The following is a 17,200-nucleotide window of genomic DNA, read 5'->3' on the forward strand; positions in this document are numbered from 1 at the left end:
TCTCTCTCTTTTCCTACCTTTAACCACACCCCCCCCCCCCCCCCCCCCACTCTACGGCCACATCCGTCCTAGACCTGTCATCGCGCAAGGCTAGGATGGGCCATGAACATCCGCCTTTTCTGCGGCTCGATCGCCGCCCTCTCCCTGATGGCGTGCAGCACGCCGTCGCCCCGCCAGGCCGCTGCAACGCCCCCGGCCGCGATCCAGCCCGCACCGCGCCTGCTGCTGGTCTCCATCGACGGCCTGCGCGCCGATGCGCTTGATCGCGGTCTCACCCCCAACATCCAGCGGATGATCGACGGTGGCGTGCGCGCGCGCTGGATGACGCCGTCCTACCCGTCGCTGACCTTCCCCAACCACTACACCCTGGTCACCGGCCTGCGTCCCGGCCACCACGGCATCATCCACAACAGCATGCAGGACCCGCAGCTGGGTGGGTTCGAGATCAGCAACCCGGCCGCCGTCACCGACGCGCGCTGGTGGGGCGGCGAACCGATCTGGGTCAGCGCCGAGAAGGCCGGGGTGCGCACGGCCACCTGGTCGTGGCCCGGCAGCGAGGCCGCCATCCAGGGCGTGCGGCCCAGCCAGTGGCAGGTCTACGACCGCAACATCGCGCTGGAAGACCGCGTGCAGACCGTGCTGGGCTGGCTGTCGCAGACCGGTCCGCAGGCGCCGCGCCTGGCCACGCTGTACATGGAGAACGTCGACAAGGCTGGCCACACCTACGGCCCGGAGTCGGCTGAGTACCGCCAGGCGATCCAGCGCGCCGATGCCATCGTCGGCCAGGTACTGGAAGGTCTGGACGCGCGGGGCCTGGCCAGCGATACCAACATCGTGCTGGTGTCCGACCACGGCATGGCCGAGCTGCCGGAAGGCCACGTGCTCGATACCGAACGCATGGTCGACCCGGCCGTTGCCGTGGCCACCAGCGTCGGCCAGCCGGTCGGCTTCCAGGCCAGGCCCGGCCGCGAACGCGAGGCCGAGCAGGCCCTGATCGGCCGGCACGACCATTACCAGTGCTGGAACCGCGCCGACCTGCCGCCGCGCTGGCAGTACGGCCAGCACCCGCGCACGCCGCCGATCGTCTGCGAGATGGACGAAGGCTGGGATGCACTGACGCCCGACATGCTGGCCCGCCACGCCCATGCCTACCGCGGCACCCACGGCTACGACAACACCCTGCCGTCGATGCGCGCGGTGTTCGTGGCCACCGGCCCTTCCTTCCAGGCGGGCAGGACCGTTGAGGGCTTCGACAACGTGGACGTCTACCCGCTGCTGGCCCGCCTGCTGAACGTGCCGGCGGCCGCCAACGACGGCAACCCGGACACGTTTGACGCGGTGCTGCGCTGATGCATCGAGGCCCCGGCACGTACCGGGGCCACACGCCCGATGGGCTCTGCGATACTCGTCGGCACGCCACTCGCAAGGACGCTGGGGATGCCGACACCGGAACACACCCGGCTGCTGACTGCAGCGGCAAGATCCGCACTGCGCCCGTTGGGCTGCGTGCAGAAAGGCCGCTCGCGCACCTGGCTTGACGACCACGGCTGGTGGGTCGGGGTGATCGAGTTCCAGCCCTCGGGATGGAGCAGGGGCAGCTATCTCAATGTCGGCGCGTGCTGGCTCTGGGAAGAGAAGGATTTCCTGTCCTTCGATGCGGGCTACCGCGTCGCCCCGTTCCAGCCCTTCACCGATACCGCTGAATTTACCGTGGCCGCACAGGCACTGGCCGAGCAGGCGGCCGCCGAGGTGCTGGCCCTGCGTGACCGCTTCCCCACCCCGGGACAGGTAGGTGCGTTGATGAGCCGTCACCCCAAACCGGGCATCCGGGAGCACATGCATGCCGGGATAGCCGCCGGGCTGGCGGGCGCGTACGACGAGGCTCGCCGGCACTTGGCCCTGGTCGCTGAGGAAAGCCACACAGCGCCATGGGTCGATGTGCTGAAGCGAAACTGTGCCGAGCTCACGTCACGGCTGCAACCCGGCGGCGGCTTCGAGGCAGAGATCGCCGCCATCGTGACGCGCACCCGCCGCGCGGTCGGTCTGCCGGAGTGGCGGTCGTCACCCCTCATTCCTCCCGGTTGATCACACCGGATCGCCCCTTCGTCGCACACAGGTGTTCCCGGGGCCGGAACCGGGCTACGGTGCGGATCGACCCGCACAGGACTGCACCGACCCATGCACCGCTGGCTTCTGCTCGCTATCGCCACCCTGCCCTTCACCGCTGGCGCCATCGTCATCCGCAGCGATGTGGATGACAGCGCCTACCGCGTTGCGGCCTCCGCCTTCCCGGCCCTGGCCGACATGCCCGGCGAAGGCCACGGCGTGCTCATCGCGCCGCGCTGGGTGGTGACCGCCGCACACGCCGCGCCGATGGAGGGCATGGATGCCGAGGTGCAGATCAACGGCCAGGCCTACCGCGTCGAACGCGTGGTCGTGCATCCGGGCTACCGGCGCATGCCCGATGCATTGGGCCAGGCGGCTCTGGCCTCCGGCAACCCGGGCCCGATCCACGCCTTCCTCGCCGCCTCCGATGACATTGCGTTGATCCAGTTGGCCACGCCGGTCAGCGACGTTGCGCCGGTTCGCCTTTACCGAGGGCAGGACGAAGCCGGCAGGATCGCCACCCTGGTCGGCAAGGGCGCGACCGGTACCGGTCTGACCGGGCTGGTGCCACGTGCGCCTCACCGGGGGCAGCTGCGCCGCGCGGAGAACGCGGTGACCGGCGGCAACGACCGCTATCTCTGGTATCGCTTCGATGACCCGGGCACCGGTCTGCCGCTGGAAGGCGTGATCGGCGGCGGCGACAGCGGCGGCCCACTGATGATCCGCGACCGCGATGGCTGGCAGCTGATCGGTCTGGGCTCGTGGATCACGGCCGTGCCGGAGCATGCGCTGGAGGCGAGGTACTACGGGCAGGTGGTGCACAACGTGCGCATCTCGCGCTATGCGGAGTGGATCGTCAGCACAATTCGCGCCGCGCCGTGATGCCCGACCGACTTGCGTTGCGTGCGACATGTGTCGCAGACTTGCGACATCGATCAAACGCCAGGCCAGATGATGTCCTCCGCACCCACCCCCTCCAATGCCGAACTGGAACTGTTGAAGTGCCTCTGGCGCGACGGCGCCTGCAGCGCACGTGAACTGCACAACGCCGCTGTCGCCACGCTGGACTGGTCGTACTCCTCTACCCGCAAGACGCTGGAGCGCATGGTCGACAAGGGCCTGGTGAAGGAAGGCAGCCAGCACGGACTCAACGTATACAGCGCCAGGGTCGGCAAAGTGGCCACCCTGGCAGCCCTCAGCACGGATTTCGCGCGCCGCGTGCTGGAAATCGATGGGCCGCTGCCCAGCCAGGCCTTCGCTGACAGCCGGCTGCTCAGCTGCCAGGAGATCGAGCAGTTGCAGGCCCTGCTGCGTGCACATGACGAGGGCCAGCCATGAGCCTGCCGGCAGCCGCCACCTTGGGGGCCGCGCTTGCAACCAGCCTGCTCAGCGCTGGCCTGGCCTGGTACGCAGCACAGGCACTGCAGCGCAGGCTGCGGCTCTCCCACGCGTCGTCGCATTACTGGCTGGGTGCGTGGCTGTGTGCAGTGCTGCCGCCCGTGCTGGCATTGCTGTTGCCGCTTCAGCACGCACCATTGCCGCAGCTGACCGGCGCATTGCCGGTCGCACTGCACTCGCTGCCGGACCGCGTGCTGCCCGCAGCCGAGCCCGCGCCTGCGCTCGGCATGTCACTGGCGGCAGGCCTGCCGGCCCTGCTATGGGCGGTGTATGGCGGCGGCCTGCTGCTTTGGCTGGCACGTTGGGCGCTGGCCACGCGCCGGCTGCAGGCGGTGCTGCGCGGCAGTCACCCCGTGCAGACGTCGCAATTGCCGGGCCCAGAATCACGGCAGGCGGTACGGCAGCTGCAGGCCACAGGCATCGCTGTCCGCTGCACGGAAGGCGGCGGCACGCCGTTCGCCGTCGGCTGGCCTCATGCACGCATCCTCCTGCCTGCAGCCAGCCTCACCCTGCCGGACCGCGCACTGCGCCTGGTCATCGGCCACGAGGCCGCGCACCTGCACCGCCGTGATCCACTGCGCGCCGGCATCATGCGTCTGGTAGCCGCGCTGTATTGGTTCAATCCCTTCGTGCAACGCATTGCCGCGCGCGTACAGCTCGCAGCCGAACTGCAGTGCGATGCCCGTGCGCTGGCCGAAGCGCCCGCCGCTGGCGATGGCCGCCTGCTGGCGCAGGCCTACGTGGAAACGCTGCGCCATGCCACTGCACTGCGGCCTGCCAGCGCACTGTCACAGCGCGATCCCGGCGGCCACCAGCTGCGCCTGCGGCACATGCTGCAGGGCGATGCAGGCCGCCACCCCGGCAAGGCCATCACGCTGCTGCTGGCCGCGTCCGGTGTGACCGCCACCCTTTGCCTGGCTGCCGTGCAGGCGGCGGCCACCGCTGTCCCGCCATCGCTGGCCGTACCGCTGCAGGCCGCATCGGTCACGCTGCTGGAAGCCACTGTGCCGCTGGCCCCCGCTTTTGCCGCGCCTGTTGCCCAAGCGCGGGTCACCAGCGTGTTCGGCCATGCGTCGGACTTCCGCCAACGCGCCCACCGTGGCGTGGACTTTGCAGCGCGACGTGGCACAGCCGTGCAGGCGCCGGCCGATGGCACGATCATCGCCGCCACTCGCACTTACCCAGATGGCCCCAACTACGGCACCGTGGTGGTCATCGACCACGGAGGTGGCTGGCAGACGTTGCTTGCCCACCTGCAGGACTACGAGGTGGTTGTCGGTCAACGCGTCCGCAAGGGCGAGGTCATCGCCCGCACCGGCAACACTGGCCGCACCACCGGCCCCCATCTGCACATGGAACTGCTGCGCAGCGGCACGCGCGTCGATCCGCAGGCCTGGCTGCAGTAACCCGCTGACGCGCCCGCCGCGCGTTGCCACCCGAAGCGAAGTGACTCGATGCCCGGCCGCGGGAGGCTCCGCTGCTGCCCGCCGCTTCGCCATCAGAAAGGAATCCAACGAGAATGCAAGGCTCTTCCACGCAGCGACCGCCACGCCGCCTGCAAGCCAGCACCCGCCTGGCCATCGGCTGCCTGCTCTGGCCCGCCGCCACCGCTGCTGCGCAGACCGCACCATCGGCGCCGGCCACCACCGAACTGGAGGCCGTGCAGGTGCAGACGCAGCGCTATGACGCGCGGCGTGATGATTTGGCCAGCCGCATCGTCGTCGATCACGAAACCCTGAGGCGCCACGGTGATACCGATCTGCTGGAGGCGCTCAAGCGCCTGCCCGGCCTGAGCGTCTCCAGCGGCGCACCGGGACGCCCGGGCGCGGTATCGCTGCGCGGGCTGGGCAGCGGCTACACCCAGATACTGCTGGATGGGCAGCGCGCCCCCGCCGGGTTCAGCCTCGATTCGCTGGCCACCGATCAGATCGAACGCATCGAGATCCTGCGTGCGCCCACCGTCGATCACGGAACAGGCGCCATCGCCGGCACCCTCAACATCGTAACCCGCGCCACCGCACCCAAGGACAGCCAACGCCTGACCCTGTCCTGGGCCGGGAGCCAGTCACGCAGCACGCCCACGGCCAGCTGGCGGCAGACGCACCAAGGCGCGCGGGTCGACCATGCACTTACGGCAACCGCCACCGGACGCGCGTTCCTGGTGGAAGAGCACGGCAGCGAACAGGCCTGGGATGCCGATGGGCAGCCACTGCTGCTGCGGCACAGCCAGCTGCGCGCCACCGGTCGCCGCGACAACGTTTCGCTGTCACCCTCGATGACCCTCAATGCCACGGCGGACGATACGGTTTCGCTGCAGGCACTGCTGGATGCGTCCGACTTCCGTCGCGACATGGTGATCGACTGGGACACCCAGCGTGGACCCGCCCTGCGCACGCCGCACTACCGCCAGCGCACGCGCCTGCGCCTGGACCAAGGGCAGGCCAGCGCGGAATGGACCCGCCAGCTGCAGCGCGGCGGCACCCTCACGGTGCGCGGCGCCGTGGACGGCAACCGCGAAAACTATCGCTTCCGCGAGCAGGGCCAGGCACAGGATGGGCAGGACAACCTGATCGATCACACCGATGCGCGACTGCATGTCCTGGGCAGCAGCAGCCGCGCGCAATGGACCCTGCCTGCGCGCGGCCGCCATACCCTGCAGGTCGGCGCCGAAGGCAGCCTGGACGACCGTCGCGAATCGCGCCTGCAGCAGCTGCAGGGCTTCGATGGCGCAGCCGGTTCAACGAGCGATCTCTCCTTCAATGCACGCCTGCAGCGTGTTGCGGTATACGCGCAGGATGAGTTCGCCCTGGGCGAGCACAGCGCCTTCTACCTCGGCGGCCGCTGGGAGCGGCTGCAGACCACCAGCGAAGGGCGTGACTTTGCCCCCGTGCGCAATCGCGCCAGCGTGTTCACCCCGGTGCTGCAGGGGCTGTGGAAGCGGGCCAAGGGCAAGGACCAGCTGCGCGTCTCCCTCAGCCGCACCTTCCGCGCGCCGGAGCTGCGTCTGCTGGTGCCACGGCCCTACACCTCCACCAACAACCGCGCACTGAACCCGGACGAGATCGGCAACCCGGCACTGCGCCCGGAACTGGCCTGGGGCCTGGACACTGCCTGGGAGCTGCACGGCCGCGAAGGCACACAAGGCAGCATCGGCGGCTACCTGCGCCGCATCGATTCACCCATCCGCACCGAAACCCTGCTGCGTGATGGGCGCTGGGTCGCCACCCCGGTCAACGGCAGCCGCGCCATTGCCTGGGGTATCGAACTCGACGGACAGATGCCATTGGCCCGCGTGCTGCCCGATGCACCTGAAATCGAACTGCGCGGCAACGCCACCTGGAACCAGTCACGGGTGCGCGGTGTCCCCGGGCCCGACAACCGCATCCAGGACCAGGTGCCGTTCACTGCCAGCGCGGCCATGGACTACCGGATCACCCCGCGCTGGAGCAGCGGTCTGGCATTTACCTACCGCAGCGGCGGGCGCATCCGCTACAGTCTGGGCGAAATCGACATCGCCGCTTACCGGCGCGAGCTTGAGGCGTGGGTGCAGTACAGCACCCACGGGCGTGGCAAGCTACGGCTGACCGGCAGCACCCTGCTCGGCCGGGACAGCGAGAGCGGCCAATGGCGCTTCGACGATGGCGGCACCCAGGTGGTTCGCAGCGCGCGGCAGTCGGTCCCCAGCATACGGCTGCAGTGGGAGCTGCCGCTGTAACGCGGGCCGCTGTGCTGACGGGTAACGCGCTGCCGCGAATGCCTTGGCGATGCGGTGGAGGGACACTGCGAAACACCGATGCGTGTCGCAATTTGCACGCATAGTGGGGGCCCTGCGGCGGCATGCGTTCGAGCGGCGCAGCAGCAATGCAAGAATTGCGAAAGCGACGCGATCTGCAGGCAGTCGGCTGCCCCTCGCTCTTCTGTAGAGCCGAGCCATGCTCGGCTGCCTTTCGCGAAGAACAATCAAGCAGCTTGGACACCGGCGGACGTTCCGGGCACACTTGCCCACGACACCCCCGCACACGATCGATCTCATGGACGGACGCGGCCCCGTCGAACAGAAGCCAACGAATCTACAGCCACCCCGGGCGCTCGGCAGGATTGGCAACGCGGTGGCATTGATCGTCGCTGGCTGCGCCGCACTGATGGGCTTGTGCATGGTCGCCATCGCGGTCTTCGGGCAGATGGGCCTGGGCCGAACCGGCGCGGGCGTCACGGGTGCTGGCCTCCTTCTGGTTTCAGCGCCCCTGATCGCGCTGCCGTTCTCACGGTCGCTGGCAAAGAGGCTGCTCCTGCTTGTACTGGTTGCGCTGGCCGCGTTTGCCGGCTGGCTGTGCTTCTGGCCACAGGCCGCGGCAAAGCCCTCGCCCACGGCGCAGGCGGCGGTCATTGTTTTTGCAGCACTGTTGGCCTTCCGTGTGTATCTGGCCCGGCGCAGGCGGGCCGTCGACACCCACGCGGGGTGAGTGTCGCCGGGCTGCTGCCTGAACTGTTCGACATGCTGCCTGCGGTGAACCGACCGCAGTGCGCGCTTACCCGCATGCTAGATTGGCGCCGTGCCACGAGTCACATGAGGATCGTATGCCATGGATGACCGCACCACACGCCCGTTGATGCGCGCGCGCTTCACCCTGCTTCTCTGTGCAGGCCTGCTGGCCGCCGGCCATGCCGGTGCGCAGTCAACCGCGCATGCGGAGGACGTCAAGGCCATCGAACAGGTGCTGGAAACCTTCCGCACCGCGCTGGTCAACAAGGACAAGCCCACCTACATGAGCCTGTTCTTCTCGGACAAGCCCGAGGACATCGGCTGGCAGTTCGTTTCCGAGGACGTGCGCCTGCAGGACATCCGCAGGACCAAGCCCGACGCGATCAAGGCGCGGCAGATTCCCTCGAACAATTTCATCTCGCTCATCGACAACGCGGTGGCCTCGTCCACGTCGAAGGAAGAGGTCTTCTCCAACCCCAGGATCGAAACCGATGGCGACGCCGCCTCGCTGACCTTCGACTACACGTTCCTCTCCGATGGCGTGAAGCAGAACTGGGGCAAGGAGATGTGGCAGCTGATCCGCACCGAACAGGGCTGGAAGATCTTCTCGGTGATCTATTCGGTGCGTGACGAGCGCAGCCCGGCCGCCAAGTGATCTGTAGAGCCGAGCCATGCTCGGCTGCGGTCTGCGCGAACCAGTCGAGCATGGCTCGACTCTACAAAAACAATGCAGCCGAGCATGGCTCGGCTCTACAAAAGCGGAGCCGTCGAGCATGGCCCGACGTTACCGGCGCGAGCCTTCCAACTGCGTGGTCAACAACCGGGTCAGGTTCCGCCGCGCGAAATACCCCTGCAGCTGCGCGGCCTTGATGGTCCGTGCCTTCAGCTTCGGCGCGCCATCGTCCCCGTATTCAATGCGGTAGCAGCGCGATGCGCCGCAGAGCTCGGCCTGGCTGGCGGTGACGATCACCACGGTGATCTCCAGGCTGGTGAAGGCGTTGCCGGTCTTGATATCCGGGTTCTCGGTACTGGCGCGGTCGATGAGGGTGCGGAACCGGCCCAGGTCGCGCTCGCCGCCGCTGCTGAGCGGGCCGACATTGGTGGCACGGCGGATGTCGTCGTCCTCGCTGGGCGTGGCCTTGCTCCAGTGCTCGGTGCGCTCGGGGATGACCGCACGTACGACCGTGCCGTCGGGCTCGATGAGGTCGATCACCACGTCCAGCAGATACACCGGCTCCAGGCCGAGGTTGGTCACGAAACAGTGCGCGTCCAGGTTGCGCCCGGCACCCGAGGTGATGAGGATCGAGGGCCGCTGCTGGCGGCGGTAGCTGCGCAGGAAGAAATTGAGGTAGACCACCCAGATCAGGGCGGTCACGCAGGTCATCACCGCAGTCAGCAGCGGTGCGAAATGGAGCAGGTTCTGCAGCATCCTCGGTGGAACTCATGGGCATGGGGTGGCCCATGGTCGCGGTTGCGGTGCTTGTGGGTTGTGAAGTGGTCGGCGTCCACGTGTCGCGCGGCCATCCACGCGTGGCGTGGATCTACCGGCGTGCCCCTCGTTGCGCGGGCATCCACGCATGGCGTGGATCTACAAACGCGTGGTCAGCCTTCGACGATCACCACGCTGGCGATGCAGTGCCCTTCGCGCCTGGCCTTGGCCTGCTGGTATTCCGGCGAGGCATGGCAGGCCTGCGCAGTTTCCAGATCGGCAAACTCAATCACCACGTGGCGGTCAGGCAGGTCGCCTTCCAGCACCACCGAACGGCCACCACGGGCCAGGAACTTCGCGCCGTACTTCGCAAAGGCGGCAGGCGCCAGCGCGGTGTAGCCGCTGTACTTCTCCGCATCCAGCACCTGCACGTGGGCGATCCAATAGGCGGCCATCACTTCTGCTCCTGTTCGAGCAAGGCATGGGCAATCGCCTCGGCCTCGCCAATGTGTTCGGCCACGCGCTGTCGCGCCAGCGCTTCGTCGCGCTGCACGCAGATGGCATCGCAGATGGCCTTGATGCGTTCAAAACCGGTCTTTTCGCGGTCCACGTGGGTCAGGGTCATCGCGCGCAGGCGGCTGATGCGGCCGTTGAGGCGCTGCACGATCTCCCAGGCGATGTGGTTGTTGCCGGCACGGAAAATGGTTTCGTACAGGGTGGACGAGGCTTCCAGCACCGGTGCGATGTCCGGCGTGCCATACGACGTGCGCAGGGTTTCCAGTGCCTGCTGGATCTGCGCAGCGGTCTCGTCGGTGAGGTTGCGCACGCAGTCGGCCACCGCGCTCTGTTCCAGCACGAGGCGGATGCGGTAGACCTGGCTGGCCACGTCCCAGTTCAGCACGGCCACGATCGGGCCCTTTTGCGGCAGCACTTCCACCAGGCCTTCGGCCTGCAGGTAGCGGATCACTTCACGCACCACCGTGCGGCTGACCCCCAGCTGCTCGCACAGGGTGCGTTCGACCAGGCGCGCACCGGACGGGAAGTAGCCGGTGATGATCGCGTTGCGCAGCTTTTCCAGGCACTTCTCGCGAAGGGTGACCGGCGAGTGGTCGATTCTCAGGTTCATCGTGTTTCGCAATCCCTTTAGGTGGCAGCCACGCCATGGCGGGCGCGCTGCCGGTAGTTCGTGTACGTCCACGCTATTCAACCACGGATCATGAATAGCGCACCCCGGCAGCCCGCTCCAACCCGACCTCACCACCCCCGTCTGCGACTTTCGTCGCGGGCGAAAAATGAATGCGCATAGACATATTGCAGGGCGTTTTTGGAGGGTGTACTGTCGCTGCCAATGGTATACCAACATACCGTACACCAACATTGTGACCGCCAGCGGCGGCGAGGAAGGACCAGATGAGCCTGATACGAAAGACCGTTCTCCACGTGGAGACCGTGCATGTGGACGGGGGCCGTGACGCGGCCAGGCCGCTGAAGATGGTGGCCGCCGCCGCCGTGATCCGTAACCCGTGGGCCGGTCGTGGCTACGTCGAGGACCTGTCGCCGGAGATCCGGGCACTGGGCCCGCAGCTGAGCCAGCACCTGACCGACCTGATCCTGGGTGAGGTCGGCTCCGGCGATGCGGTGGAGGCCTTCGGCAAGAGCGCGGTGGTCGGCCTGGACGGTGAGCTGGAACACGCCTCGGCGCTGATCCACACCCTGCACTTCGGCAACATCTACCGCAACGCGGTGCGCGCCAAGTCCTACCTGGCCTTCACCAATACCCGCGGCCCGGCCAATGCGCCGATCGTGCTGCCGATGATGGACAAGAACGACGAAGGCCGCCGTTCGCACTACCTGACCGTGCAGTTCGCCATCGCCGATGCCCCGGCCGCCGACGAACTGGTGGTCGTGCTGGGCGCGGCCACCGCCGGCCGCCCGCACCACCGCATCGGTGACCGCTACCAGGACCTGAAAGAGCTCGGCCATGACGTCTCGAACCCTGCCGCTGTCAAGTAACCAACAGGCGCACTGCCTGGACCAGGGTGCGGGAGAGCCCCTGGTCCTGATCCACGGTGTCGGCATGCAGGCCGCCGCCTGGGGTCCGCAGATCGCCGCCTTCGCCCAGCAGTACCGGGTCATCGCGGTGGACATGCCGGGCCACGGCCAGAGCACGCGCCTGCCGGGCGAACCCGCGCTGACCGACTACGTGGCGTGGATGGTGGAGTTCATCAGCGCCCTGCAGCTGGGCCCGGTCAACCTGGCCGGGCACTCGATGGGCGCCCTGATCGCCGCCGGCGTGGCCATCGAGCGGCCGGACCTGGTGCGCCGCCTGGCGGTCATCAATGGTGTGCACCTGCGTACCGATGCCGCCCGCCATGCGGTGGTGACCCGTTCGGATGAACTGGCCACTGGCCGGATCGACGTGGAAACCCCGTTGCAGCGCTGGTTTGACGAGGGCACCACGCAAGCCTCGCTGGTGGAGGATGTGCGCTCGTGGCTGGAGAACGTGGATATGCAGGGCTATGCCGATGCCTACCGCGCCTTCGCCCGCGGCGATCAGACCTACGCGGAGCGCTGGTCGGAAGTGGACTGCCCTGCCCTGGCGCTGACCGGCGCCGAGGATGCCAATTCGACGCCGGCCATGGCCCTGTCGATGGCAGCGCTGGCCCGCAACGGCAAGGCCGTGGTCATCCCGCACGAACGCCACATGGTCAACCTGACCGCCCCCGCCAAGGTCAACGCGGCGCTGGCGGAATGGCTGGGCACCGCAACGAACTAGCTGCACTCATTCCAGGCCATCGGTTGGAGGGAACATATGGCTATCGATCCAAAAGAGCTGAGGGAAGCCTTCGGCTCGTTCATGACCGGCGTCACCATCGTGACGTCCACCACCGCAGACGGTGAACCGATTGGTTTCACCGCGAACTCGTTCGCTTCGGTGTCGCTCGATCCGCCGCTGTTGCTGGTCAGCATCGCCAACGCATCGGGCAACTACGACAACTTCGTGGGCGCCAAGCGCTTTGCCATCAACATTCTGTCCGAGGCACAGACCGACGCATCGAATACCTTTGCCCGGCGCAATCCGGATCGGTTTGCCGCGGTGTCCTGGACCAACAGCGCTCTCGGAAGCCCGATCCTGGACGAGGTCAGTGCGTGGTTCGACTGCACCATGCACACGGTGGTGGAGGCGGGTGACCATGCCGTCCTGATCGGGCAGGTGGAGCACTTCCATACGGCCGGCCTGCCCGGGCTGGGCTACTACCGTGGTGGCTACTTCACCCCCGCCAAGGTGGCCACCGAGGTCATGACCGATACCAAGGGTCTGATCAGCGCGATCATCGCCCACGACGACAGCCTGCTGCTGGTGCCAGCGCCGGAAGGCGGCTGGGCCCTGCCCACCGTCGAGATCGGCAACGAGGGTGCGGACAATGCATTGGAGCGCATCTTTGCCCGGCATCAGCCCGGTGCGTCGCCGAGCTTCGTGTACTCCGTCTATACGGACACCGACACACACCGGCAGTTCGTCACGTTCCTGTGCAGCACCCCCGAGGCGAGCGCACGCGATGGGCAGTACGTGGCGCTGGCCGACGTGCCTGCGCTGGACATCGCCGATGCAGCGGTCAAGAGCATGCTGCAGCGTTACTGCCGCGAGAGCGCGCTGAAGACCTACGGCACCTATTACGGCAACCACACCTGCGGTGTGGTCAAAGAACTGATTGCAAGGGAGAGTTGAAATGCGGTTTTCTTTGTTCATCCATATGGAACGCGTCTCGGACCAGCAGTCGCAGAAGCAGCTGTACGACGAGATGATCGAGCTGTGCCAGATCGCCGATGAGGGTGGCATGCATGCCATCTGGACCGGCGAGCACCACGGCATGAACTTCACCATCGCGCCGAACCCGCTGCTCAACCTCGCCGACATCGCCAACAAGACCAAGAACGTGCGCCTGGGCACCGGCACCGTGGTGGCCCCGTTCTGGCACCCGATCAAGCTGGCCGGCGAAGCGGCGATGACCGACATCATCTCCAACGGCCGCCTCGACCTGGGCATCGCCCGCGGCGCCTATTCGTTCGAATACGAGCGCATGGTGCCGGGCATGGACGCCTGGGGCGCCGGCCAGCGCATGCGTGAGCTGATTCCGGCCATCAAGGGCCTGTGGAAGGGCGACTACGCCCACGATGGCGAATTCTGGTCCTTCCCCAGCACCACCTCGGCACCGTTGCCGCTGCAGCAGCCGCACCCGCCGATCTGGGTGGCCGCGCGCGATCCCAACAGCCACGAATTCGCCGTGCAGAACGGCTGCAACGTGCAGGTGACCCCGCTGCATTTCGGCGATGACGAAGTGCAGAAGCTGATCGGCCACTTCAACGCGGCCTGCGAGAAGTTCAGCGAGGTGCCGCGTCCGAAGATCATGCTGCTGCGCCACACCTACGTGGCCGACTCGGAAGCCGACGCACAGGTCGCCGCCGACGAGATCAACGTGTTCTACAACTACTTCGGCGCATGGTTCAAGAACGAGCGCCCGATCAGCCAGGGCCTGATCGCCAAGCTGAGCGATGAGGAGATTGCCGCCCACCCGATGTATTCGGCACAGGCGATGCGCAGCAACAACGTGATCGGTCCGGCCGAGGAAGTCATCGCCCGCCTGAAGGCCTACGAGGCCATGGGCTTTGACGAGTACTCGTTCTGGATCGACACCGGCATGTCCTTCGAGCGCAAGAAGGCCTCGCTGTTGCGTATGATCAACGACGTCATGCCCGCCTTCGCCCAGGAATGACCATGGACAGCCCGTTCGAGCTCTACATCGACGGCCGTTTCGAAGCCGGTGCCGGTACGTTTGACAGCATCGACCCGGCCACCGGCACGCCCTGGGCGACCATGCCCGAGGCGCGCCGCGAGCAGGTGGAACGTGCGGTCGACGCTGCCGACCGTGCCCTGCACGATCCGGCCTGGGCCACGCTGACTGCTTCCCAGCGCGGCAAGCTGCTGTACCGGCTGGCCGACCTGCTGGAGCAGGCGGCGCCGGAACTGGCCGCCATCGAGACCCGCGACACCGGCAAGATCATCCGCGAAACCCGCGGCCAGATCGCCTATATCGCCGAGTACTACCGCTATTACGCCGGCATCGCCGACAAGATCGAAGGCAGCTTCGTGCCGGTGGACAAGCCGGACATGCAGGTCTGGATCAGCCGCGAGCCGATCGGCGTGGTCGCCGCCATCGTGCCCTGGAACAGCCAGCTGTTCCTGTCGGCGGTGAAGCTGGGCCCGGCCCTGGCGGCCGGCTGCACCGTGGTGCTGAAGGCGTCCGAGGAAGCGCCCGGCCCGCTGCTGGCGTTTGCCCGGCTGCTGCACCAGGCCGGCTTCCCGCCGGGCGTGGTCAACGTCATCACCGGCTTCGGCCCCGAGTGTGGCGCCGTGCTGAGCAGCCATCCGAAGGTCGCCCAGGTGGCCTTCACCGGTGGCCCGGCCACGGCGCGCCACATCGTGGCCAACACCACCGGGAATCTGGCCCGCGTCTCGCTGGAGCTGGGTGGCAAATCGCCGTTCATCGTGTTCGACGATGCCGACCTCGACAGCGCGGTGAACGCGCAGCTGGCCGCGATCTTCGCTGCCAGCGGACAGAGCTGCGTGGCCGGTTCGCGGCTGCTGGTGCAGGCCGGCATCAAGGATGCGTTCCTGGCCCGGCTGCTGGAAAAGGTGGCGGCCATCCGCATCGGCCCGCCCGATGATGCGGCCACCGAGTTCGGCCCGCTGTGCACCGAGCGCCAGCGCCAGAACATCGAAGCGGTGCTGGCCGCGTCCGTCGCCCAGGGCGCCCGCGTGCTCTGCGGTGGTACCCGCAGCGAGCGCGCCGGCATCTACTTCCCGCCCACCATCGTCGACTGCAGCGCTTCGCCGCAGGCGGACAGCATCACCACCGAACTGTTCGGCCCGGTGCTGTCGGTGGATGTGTTCGACGATGAGGCGCAGGCGATCCACAAGGCCAACAGCACCGCGTTCGGTCTGGCCGCCGGCATCTTCACCCGCAACCTGACGCGCGCGCACCGGCTGAGCCGGGCGATCCGTTCGGGCGTGGTCTGGATCAACACCTATCGCGCGATTTCACCGCTGGCTCCGTTCGGTGGATTCGGTCTTTCGGGCCATGGACGGGAAGGCGGCGCCGCGGCCGCCTTGGAATACACCACGACCAAGACGGTGTGGCTGCGTACGTCCGATGTCCCCATGGATGACCCGTTCGTGATGCGCTAGGCCCCGCGCCCCCCTGCACAGCCGGGCGCGCGCGACCGATCCCGACGCACGCCTGCCGGGCGACCGGCTGGCTCAGGAAATCCGCCCATGAGCAATGCAAACAAGCAGGATGGCGCTTTCTCCATCGAGGGCCACTCCATCGGTTACATCCCCGAACAGGAGCGCCACGGCAACCCCCGTGACCTTTTCACGCTGTGGTTCTGTACCAACATCGCCCCGCTGGCGGTGATCACCGGCGCGATGTCGGTGCTGACGTTCAAGCTGGATATCGTCAGTGCGCTGCTGGCCATCGTCACCGGCCACATGTTCGGCGCGGCCATCCTCGCCCTTGCCTCGGCGCAGGGCCCGCTGGCCGGCATTCCGCAGATGATCCAGAGCCGCGCCCAGTTCGGCCGCTTCGGTTCGCTGCTGGTGGTCGGCTTCACCACGCTGATCTACCTGGGCTACTTCATCTCCAACATCATCCTGTCCGGCAAGACCCTGCACACGGTCATTCCGGCGGTGCCGCTGCCGCTGGCCACCATCATCGGCGCCGCGCTGGCCACGGCCATCGGCATCATCGGCTACAACTTCATCCACGGCTTCAACCGCATCGGCATCTGGTTCATGGGCGGTGCGCTGGCCATCGGCCTGGCCATCATGCTGCCCCGCCTGGGCGCCGATGCCTTCAGCCATGGCAGCTTCTCGCCGGCCGGCTGGTTCTCGATGTTCGGCATCTGCTCGGTCTGGCAGATCAGTTTCTCGCCGTACACCTCGGATTATTCGCGCGCCCTGCCGCGCAGCGTGGGCGTGTTCCGCCCCTTCATCTACACCTACCTGGGCTCCGCGCTGGGTCCGATCCTGGCCTTCACCTTCGGCATGCTGGCGGTGAGCGGTGGCGGGCAGACCGATGCGATGGAAGCGGTGCGCCTGCACACCGGCTGGTTCGGCTACGTGCTGATGGTGCTGTTCCTGGTCAACATCATCGGCCACAACGCGATGAACCTGTACGGCGCGGTGCTGTCCTGCGTGACCTCGCTGCAGACCTTCTCGCCGTCGTGGACGCCGGCGCGGCTGGCCCGCATCACCCTGTCCTGCGCATTGCTCGTCGCCTCCACGCTATGCGCGCTGTGGGCCTCGGCCAACTTCATCGAGATCTTCATCAACGCGGTATTCGCGCTGCTGTTCATCCTCGCGCCGTGGGTGTCGATCAACCTGCTGGACTTCTACGTGGTCAACGGCGGGCGCTATGACATCGCCTCGATCTTCGCCCGCGATGGCGGCCGCTACGGCCTGTTCAACGGCCGCGCCCTGCTGGCCTACGCGCTGGGTGCCATTGCCCAGGTGCCGTTCATCAGCAACGCATTCTTCCAGGGTTCGTGGGCGCAGCTGTTCGGTGGCGTCGATGTGTCCTGGGTGATCGGCCTGCTGGTCAGCGCCCTCGCCTACTACCTGCTGGCCGTGCGTGCGCCCCAGGGCGCCAGCGTCGCGGCCACCTGATTCCCTCCCGGCGCGGGGCCCCCCGGGCCCCGCCCCCCCCCCCCCCCCGGGGATGGAA

At 67.4% G+C, this 17,200-nt stretch carries 17 protein-coding genes; 14 read left to right on the plus strand and 3 right to left on the minus strand.

What is annotated here, in order from left to right; all coding sequences use genetic code 11:
- Positions 1-102 precede the first annotated feature (102 nt).
- The 8 genes from IAE56_RS17040 to IAE56_RS17075 all read left to right on the plus strand — a co-directional run bounded on the left by IAE56_RS17040 (position 103) and on the right by IAE56_RS17075 (position 8,642).
- Positions 103-1,350: an ectonucleotide pyrophosphatase/phosphodiesterase gene (locus IAE56_RS17040; protein ID WP_200753332.1), complete on the plus strand. Its 1,248-nt coding sequence runs from the start codon at positions 103-105 to the stop codon at positions 1,348-1,350.
- Between the two features lie 87 nt (positions 1,351-1,437).
- Complete coding sequence (locus IAE56_RS17045; protein ID WP_234456157.1) at positions 1,438-2,085, plus strand: hypothetical protein; 648 nt, start codon at positions 1,438-1,440, stop codon at positions 2,083-2,085.
- A 93-nt stretch (positions 2,086-2,178) separates the two neighbouring features.
- Positions 2,179-2,988 (plus strand): trypsin-like serine protease, encoded by an 810-nt coding sequence (locus IAE56_RS17050; RefSeq protein ID WP_200753333.1) that lies wholly within the window; start codon positions 2,179-2,181, stop codon positions 2,986-2,988.
- A gap of 72 nt (positions 2,989-3,060) precedes the next feature.
- Positions 3,061-3,444, plus strand: coding sequence for a BlaI/MecI/CopY family transcriptional regulator (locus IAE56_RS17055; protein ID WP_200753334.1), 384 nt, complete (start codon positions 3,061-3,063; stop codon positions 3,442-3,444).
- On the plus strand, positions 3,441-4,910 hold the full coding sequence (locus IAE56_RS17060) for a M23/M56 family metallopeptidase (RefSeq protein WP_200753335.1): 1,470 nt from the start codon (positions 3,441-3,443) through the stop codon (positions 4,908-4,910). Before IAE56_RS17055 ends, IAE56_RS17060 begins: the two co-directional genes overlap by 4 nt.
- A 113-nt stretch (positions 4,911-5,023) precedes the next feature.
- Positions 5,024-7,219 carry a TonB-dependent receptor gene (locus IAE56_RS17065; protein WP_200753336.1) on the plus strand — a complete coding sequence of 732 codons (2,196 nt, stop codon included), beginning with the start codon at positions 5,024-5,026 and terminating at the stop codon, positions 7,217-7,219.
- Between the two features lie 394 nt (positions 7,220-7,613).
- On the plus strand, positions 7,614-7,967 hold the full coding sequence (locus tag IAE56_RS17070) for a hypothetical protein (protein ID WP_200753337.1): 354 nt from the start codon (positions 7,614-7,616) through the stop codon (positions 7,965-7,967).
- A gap of 120 nt (positions 7,968-8,087) precedes the next feature.
- On the plus strand, positions 8,088-8,642 hold the full coding sequence (locus IAE56_RS17075; RefSeq protein WP_234456158.1) for a nuclear transport factor 2 family protein: 555 nt from the start codon (positions 8,088-8,090) through the stop codon (positions 8,640-8,642).
- Between the two features lie 129 nt (positions 8,643-8,771).
- Here the strand turns inward: IAE56_RS17075 and IAE56_RS17080 are convergent, their stop codons facing one another.
- The 3 genes from IAE56_RS17080 to IAE56_RS17090 all read right to left on the minus strand — a co-directional run bounded on the left by IAE56_RS17080 (position 8,772) and on the right by IAE56_RS17090 (position 10,542).
- The gene (locus IAE56_RS17080) at positions 8,772-9,416 is read right to left on the minus strand and encodes a hypothetical protein (protein WP_200753338.1); all 645 of its coding nucleotides are present in this window, start codon (positions 9,414-9,416) and stop codon (positions 8,772-8,774) included.
- Between the two features lie 173 nt (positions 9,417-9,589).
- On the minus strand, positions 9,590-9,871 hold the full coding sequence (locus IAE56_RS17085) for a DUF1330 domain-containing protein (RefSeq protein WP_200753339.1): 282 nt from the start codon (positions 9,869-9,871) through the stop codon (positions 9,590-9,592).
- Entirely contained in the window at positions 9,871-10,542 is a 672-nt protein-coding gene (locus tag IAE56_RS17090; RefSeq protein WP_108767155.1) for a GntR family transcriptional regulator, read from the minus strand. Before IAE56_RS17090 ends, IAE56_RS17085 begins: the two co-directional genes overlap by 1 nt.
- A 284-nt stretch (positions 10,543-10,826) precedes the next feature.
- Here IAE56_RS17090 and IAE56_RS17095 point away from each other — a divergent pair, with 284 nt between their 5' ends.
- From IAE56_RS17095 to IAE56_RS17120, 6 genes are all read left to right on the plus strand, one after another.
- Positions 10,827-11,429 (plus strand): amino acid synthesis family protein, encoded by a 603-nt coding sequence (locus IAE56_RS17095; RefSeq protein WP_200753340.1) that lies wholly within the window; start codon positions 10,827-10,829, stop codon positions 11,427-11,429.
- A complete protein-coding gene (locus IAE56_RS17100; RefSeq protein WP_200753341.1) occupies positions 11,398-12,192 on the plus strand; it encodes an alpha/beta fold hydrolase in 795 nt (264 codons plus the stop codon). The genes IAE56_RS17095 and IAE56_RS17100 overlap by 32 nt, the downstream gene beginning before the upstream one ends.
- A gap of 36 nt (positions 12,193-12,228) precedes the next feature.
- Positions 12,229-13,146: a flavin reductase family protein gene (locus IAE56_RS17105; RefSeq protein ID WP_200753342.1), complete on the plus strand. Its 918-nt coding sequence runs from the start codon at positions 12,229-12,231 to the stop codon at positions 13,144-13,146.
- Between the two features lies 1 nt (position 13,147).
- Positions 13,148-14,191, plus strand: a complete 1,044-nt coding sequence (locus tag IAE56_RS17110; protein ID WP_200753343.1) for an LLM class flavin-dependent oxidoreductase — start codon at positions 13,148-13,150, stop codon at positions 14,189-14,191.
- Between the two features lie 2 nt (positions 14,192-14,193).
- Complete coding sequence (locus IAE56_RS17115; protein ID WP_200753344.1) at positions 14,194-15,663, plus strand: aldehyde dehydrogenase; 1,470 nt, start codon at positions 14,194-14,196, stop codon at positions 15,661-15,663.
- 87 nt (positions 15,664-15,750) lie between these two features.
- Complete coding sequence (locus tag IAE56_RS17120; protein ID WP_108767161.1) at positions 15,751-17,142, plus strand: cytosine permease; 1,392 nt, start codon at positions 15,751-15,753, stop codon at positions 17,140-17,142.
- Positions 17,143-17,200: the final 58 nt, after the last annotated feature.

The organism is Stenotrophomonas sp. S41 (assembly GCF_016624625.1).
Taxonomy (GTDB): Bacteria; Pseudomonadota; Gammaproteobacteria; order Xanthomonadales; family Xanthomonadaceae; genus Stenotrophomonas.

Coding starts and splice junctions, on each gene's coding strand:
- IAE56_RS17040 (WP_200753332.1), top strand. CDS start 103: ATGAACATCCGCCTTTTCTGCGGCTCGATCGCCGCCCTCTCCCTGATG.
- IAE56_RS17045 (WP_234456157.1), top strand. CDS start 1,438: ATGCCGACACCGGAACACACCCGGCTGCTGACTGCAGCGGCAAGATCC.
- IAE56_RS17050 (WP_200753333.1), top strand. CDS start 2,179: ATGCACCGCTGGCTTCTGCTCGCTATCGCCACCCTGCCCTTCACCGCT.
- IAE56_RS17055 (WP_200753334.1), top strand. CDS start 3,061: ATGTCCTCCGCACCCACCCCCTCCAATGCCGAACTGGAACTGTTGAAG.
- IAE56_RS17060 (WP_200753335.1), top strand. CDS start 3,441: ATGAGCCTGCCGGCAGCCGCCACCTTGGGGGCCGCGCTTGCAACCAGC.
- IAE56_RS17065 (WP_200753336.1), top strand. CDS start 5,024: ATGCAAGGCTCTTCCACGCAGCGACCGCCACGCCGCCTGCAAGCCAGC.
- IAE56_RS17075 (WP_234456158.1), top strand. CDS start 8,088: ATGGATGACCGCACCACACGCCCGTTGATGCGCGCGCGCTTCACCCTG.
- IAE56_RS17080 (WP_200753338.1), bottom strand. CDS start 9,416: ATGCTGCAGAACCTGCTCCATTTCGCACCGCTGCTGACTGCGGTGATG.
- IAE56_RS17085 (WP_200753339.1), bottom strand. CDS start 9,871: ATGGCCGCCTATTGGATCGCCCACGTGCAGGTGCTGGATGCGGAGAAG.
- IAE56_RS17090 (WP_108767155.1), bottom strand. CDS start 10,542: ATGAACCTGAGAATCGACCACTCGCCGGTCACCCTTCGCGAGAAGTGC.
- IAE56_RS17095 (WP_200753340.1), top strand. CDS start 10,827: ATGAGCCTGATACGAAAGACCGTTCTCCACGTGGAGACCGTGCATGTG.
- IAE56_RS17100 (WP_200753341.1), top strand. CDS start 11,398: ATGACGTCTCGAACCCTGCCGCTGTCAAGTAACCAACAGGCGCACTGC.
- IAE56_RS17105 (WP_200753342.1), top strand. CDS start 12,229: ATGGCTATCGATCCAAAAGAGCTGAGGGAAGCCTTCGGCTCGTTCATG.
- IAE56_RS17110 (WP_200753343.1), top strand. CDS start 13,148: ATGCGGTTTTCTTTGTTCATCCATATGGAACGCGTCTCGGACCAGCAG.
- IAE56_RS17115 (WP_200753344.1), top strand. CDS start 14,194: ATGGACAGCCCGTTCGAGCTCTACATCGACGGCCGTTTCGAAGCCGGT.
- IAE56_RS17120 (WP_108767161.1), top strand. CDS start 15,751: ATGAGCAATGCAAACAAGCAGGATGGCGCTTTCTCCATCGAGGGCCAC.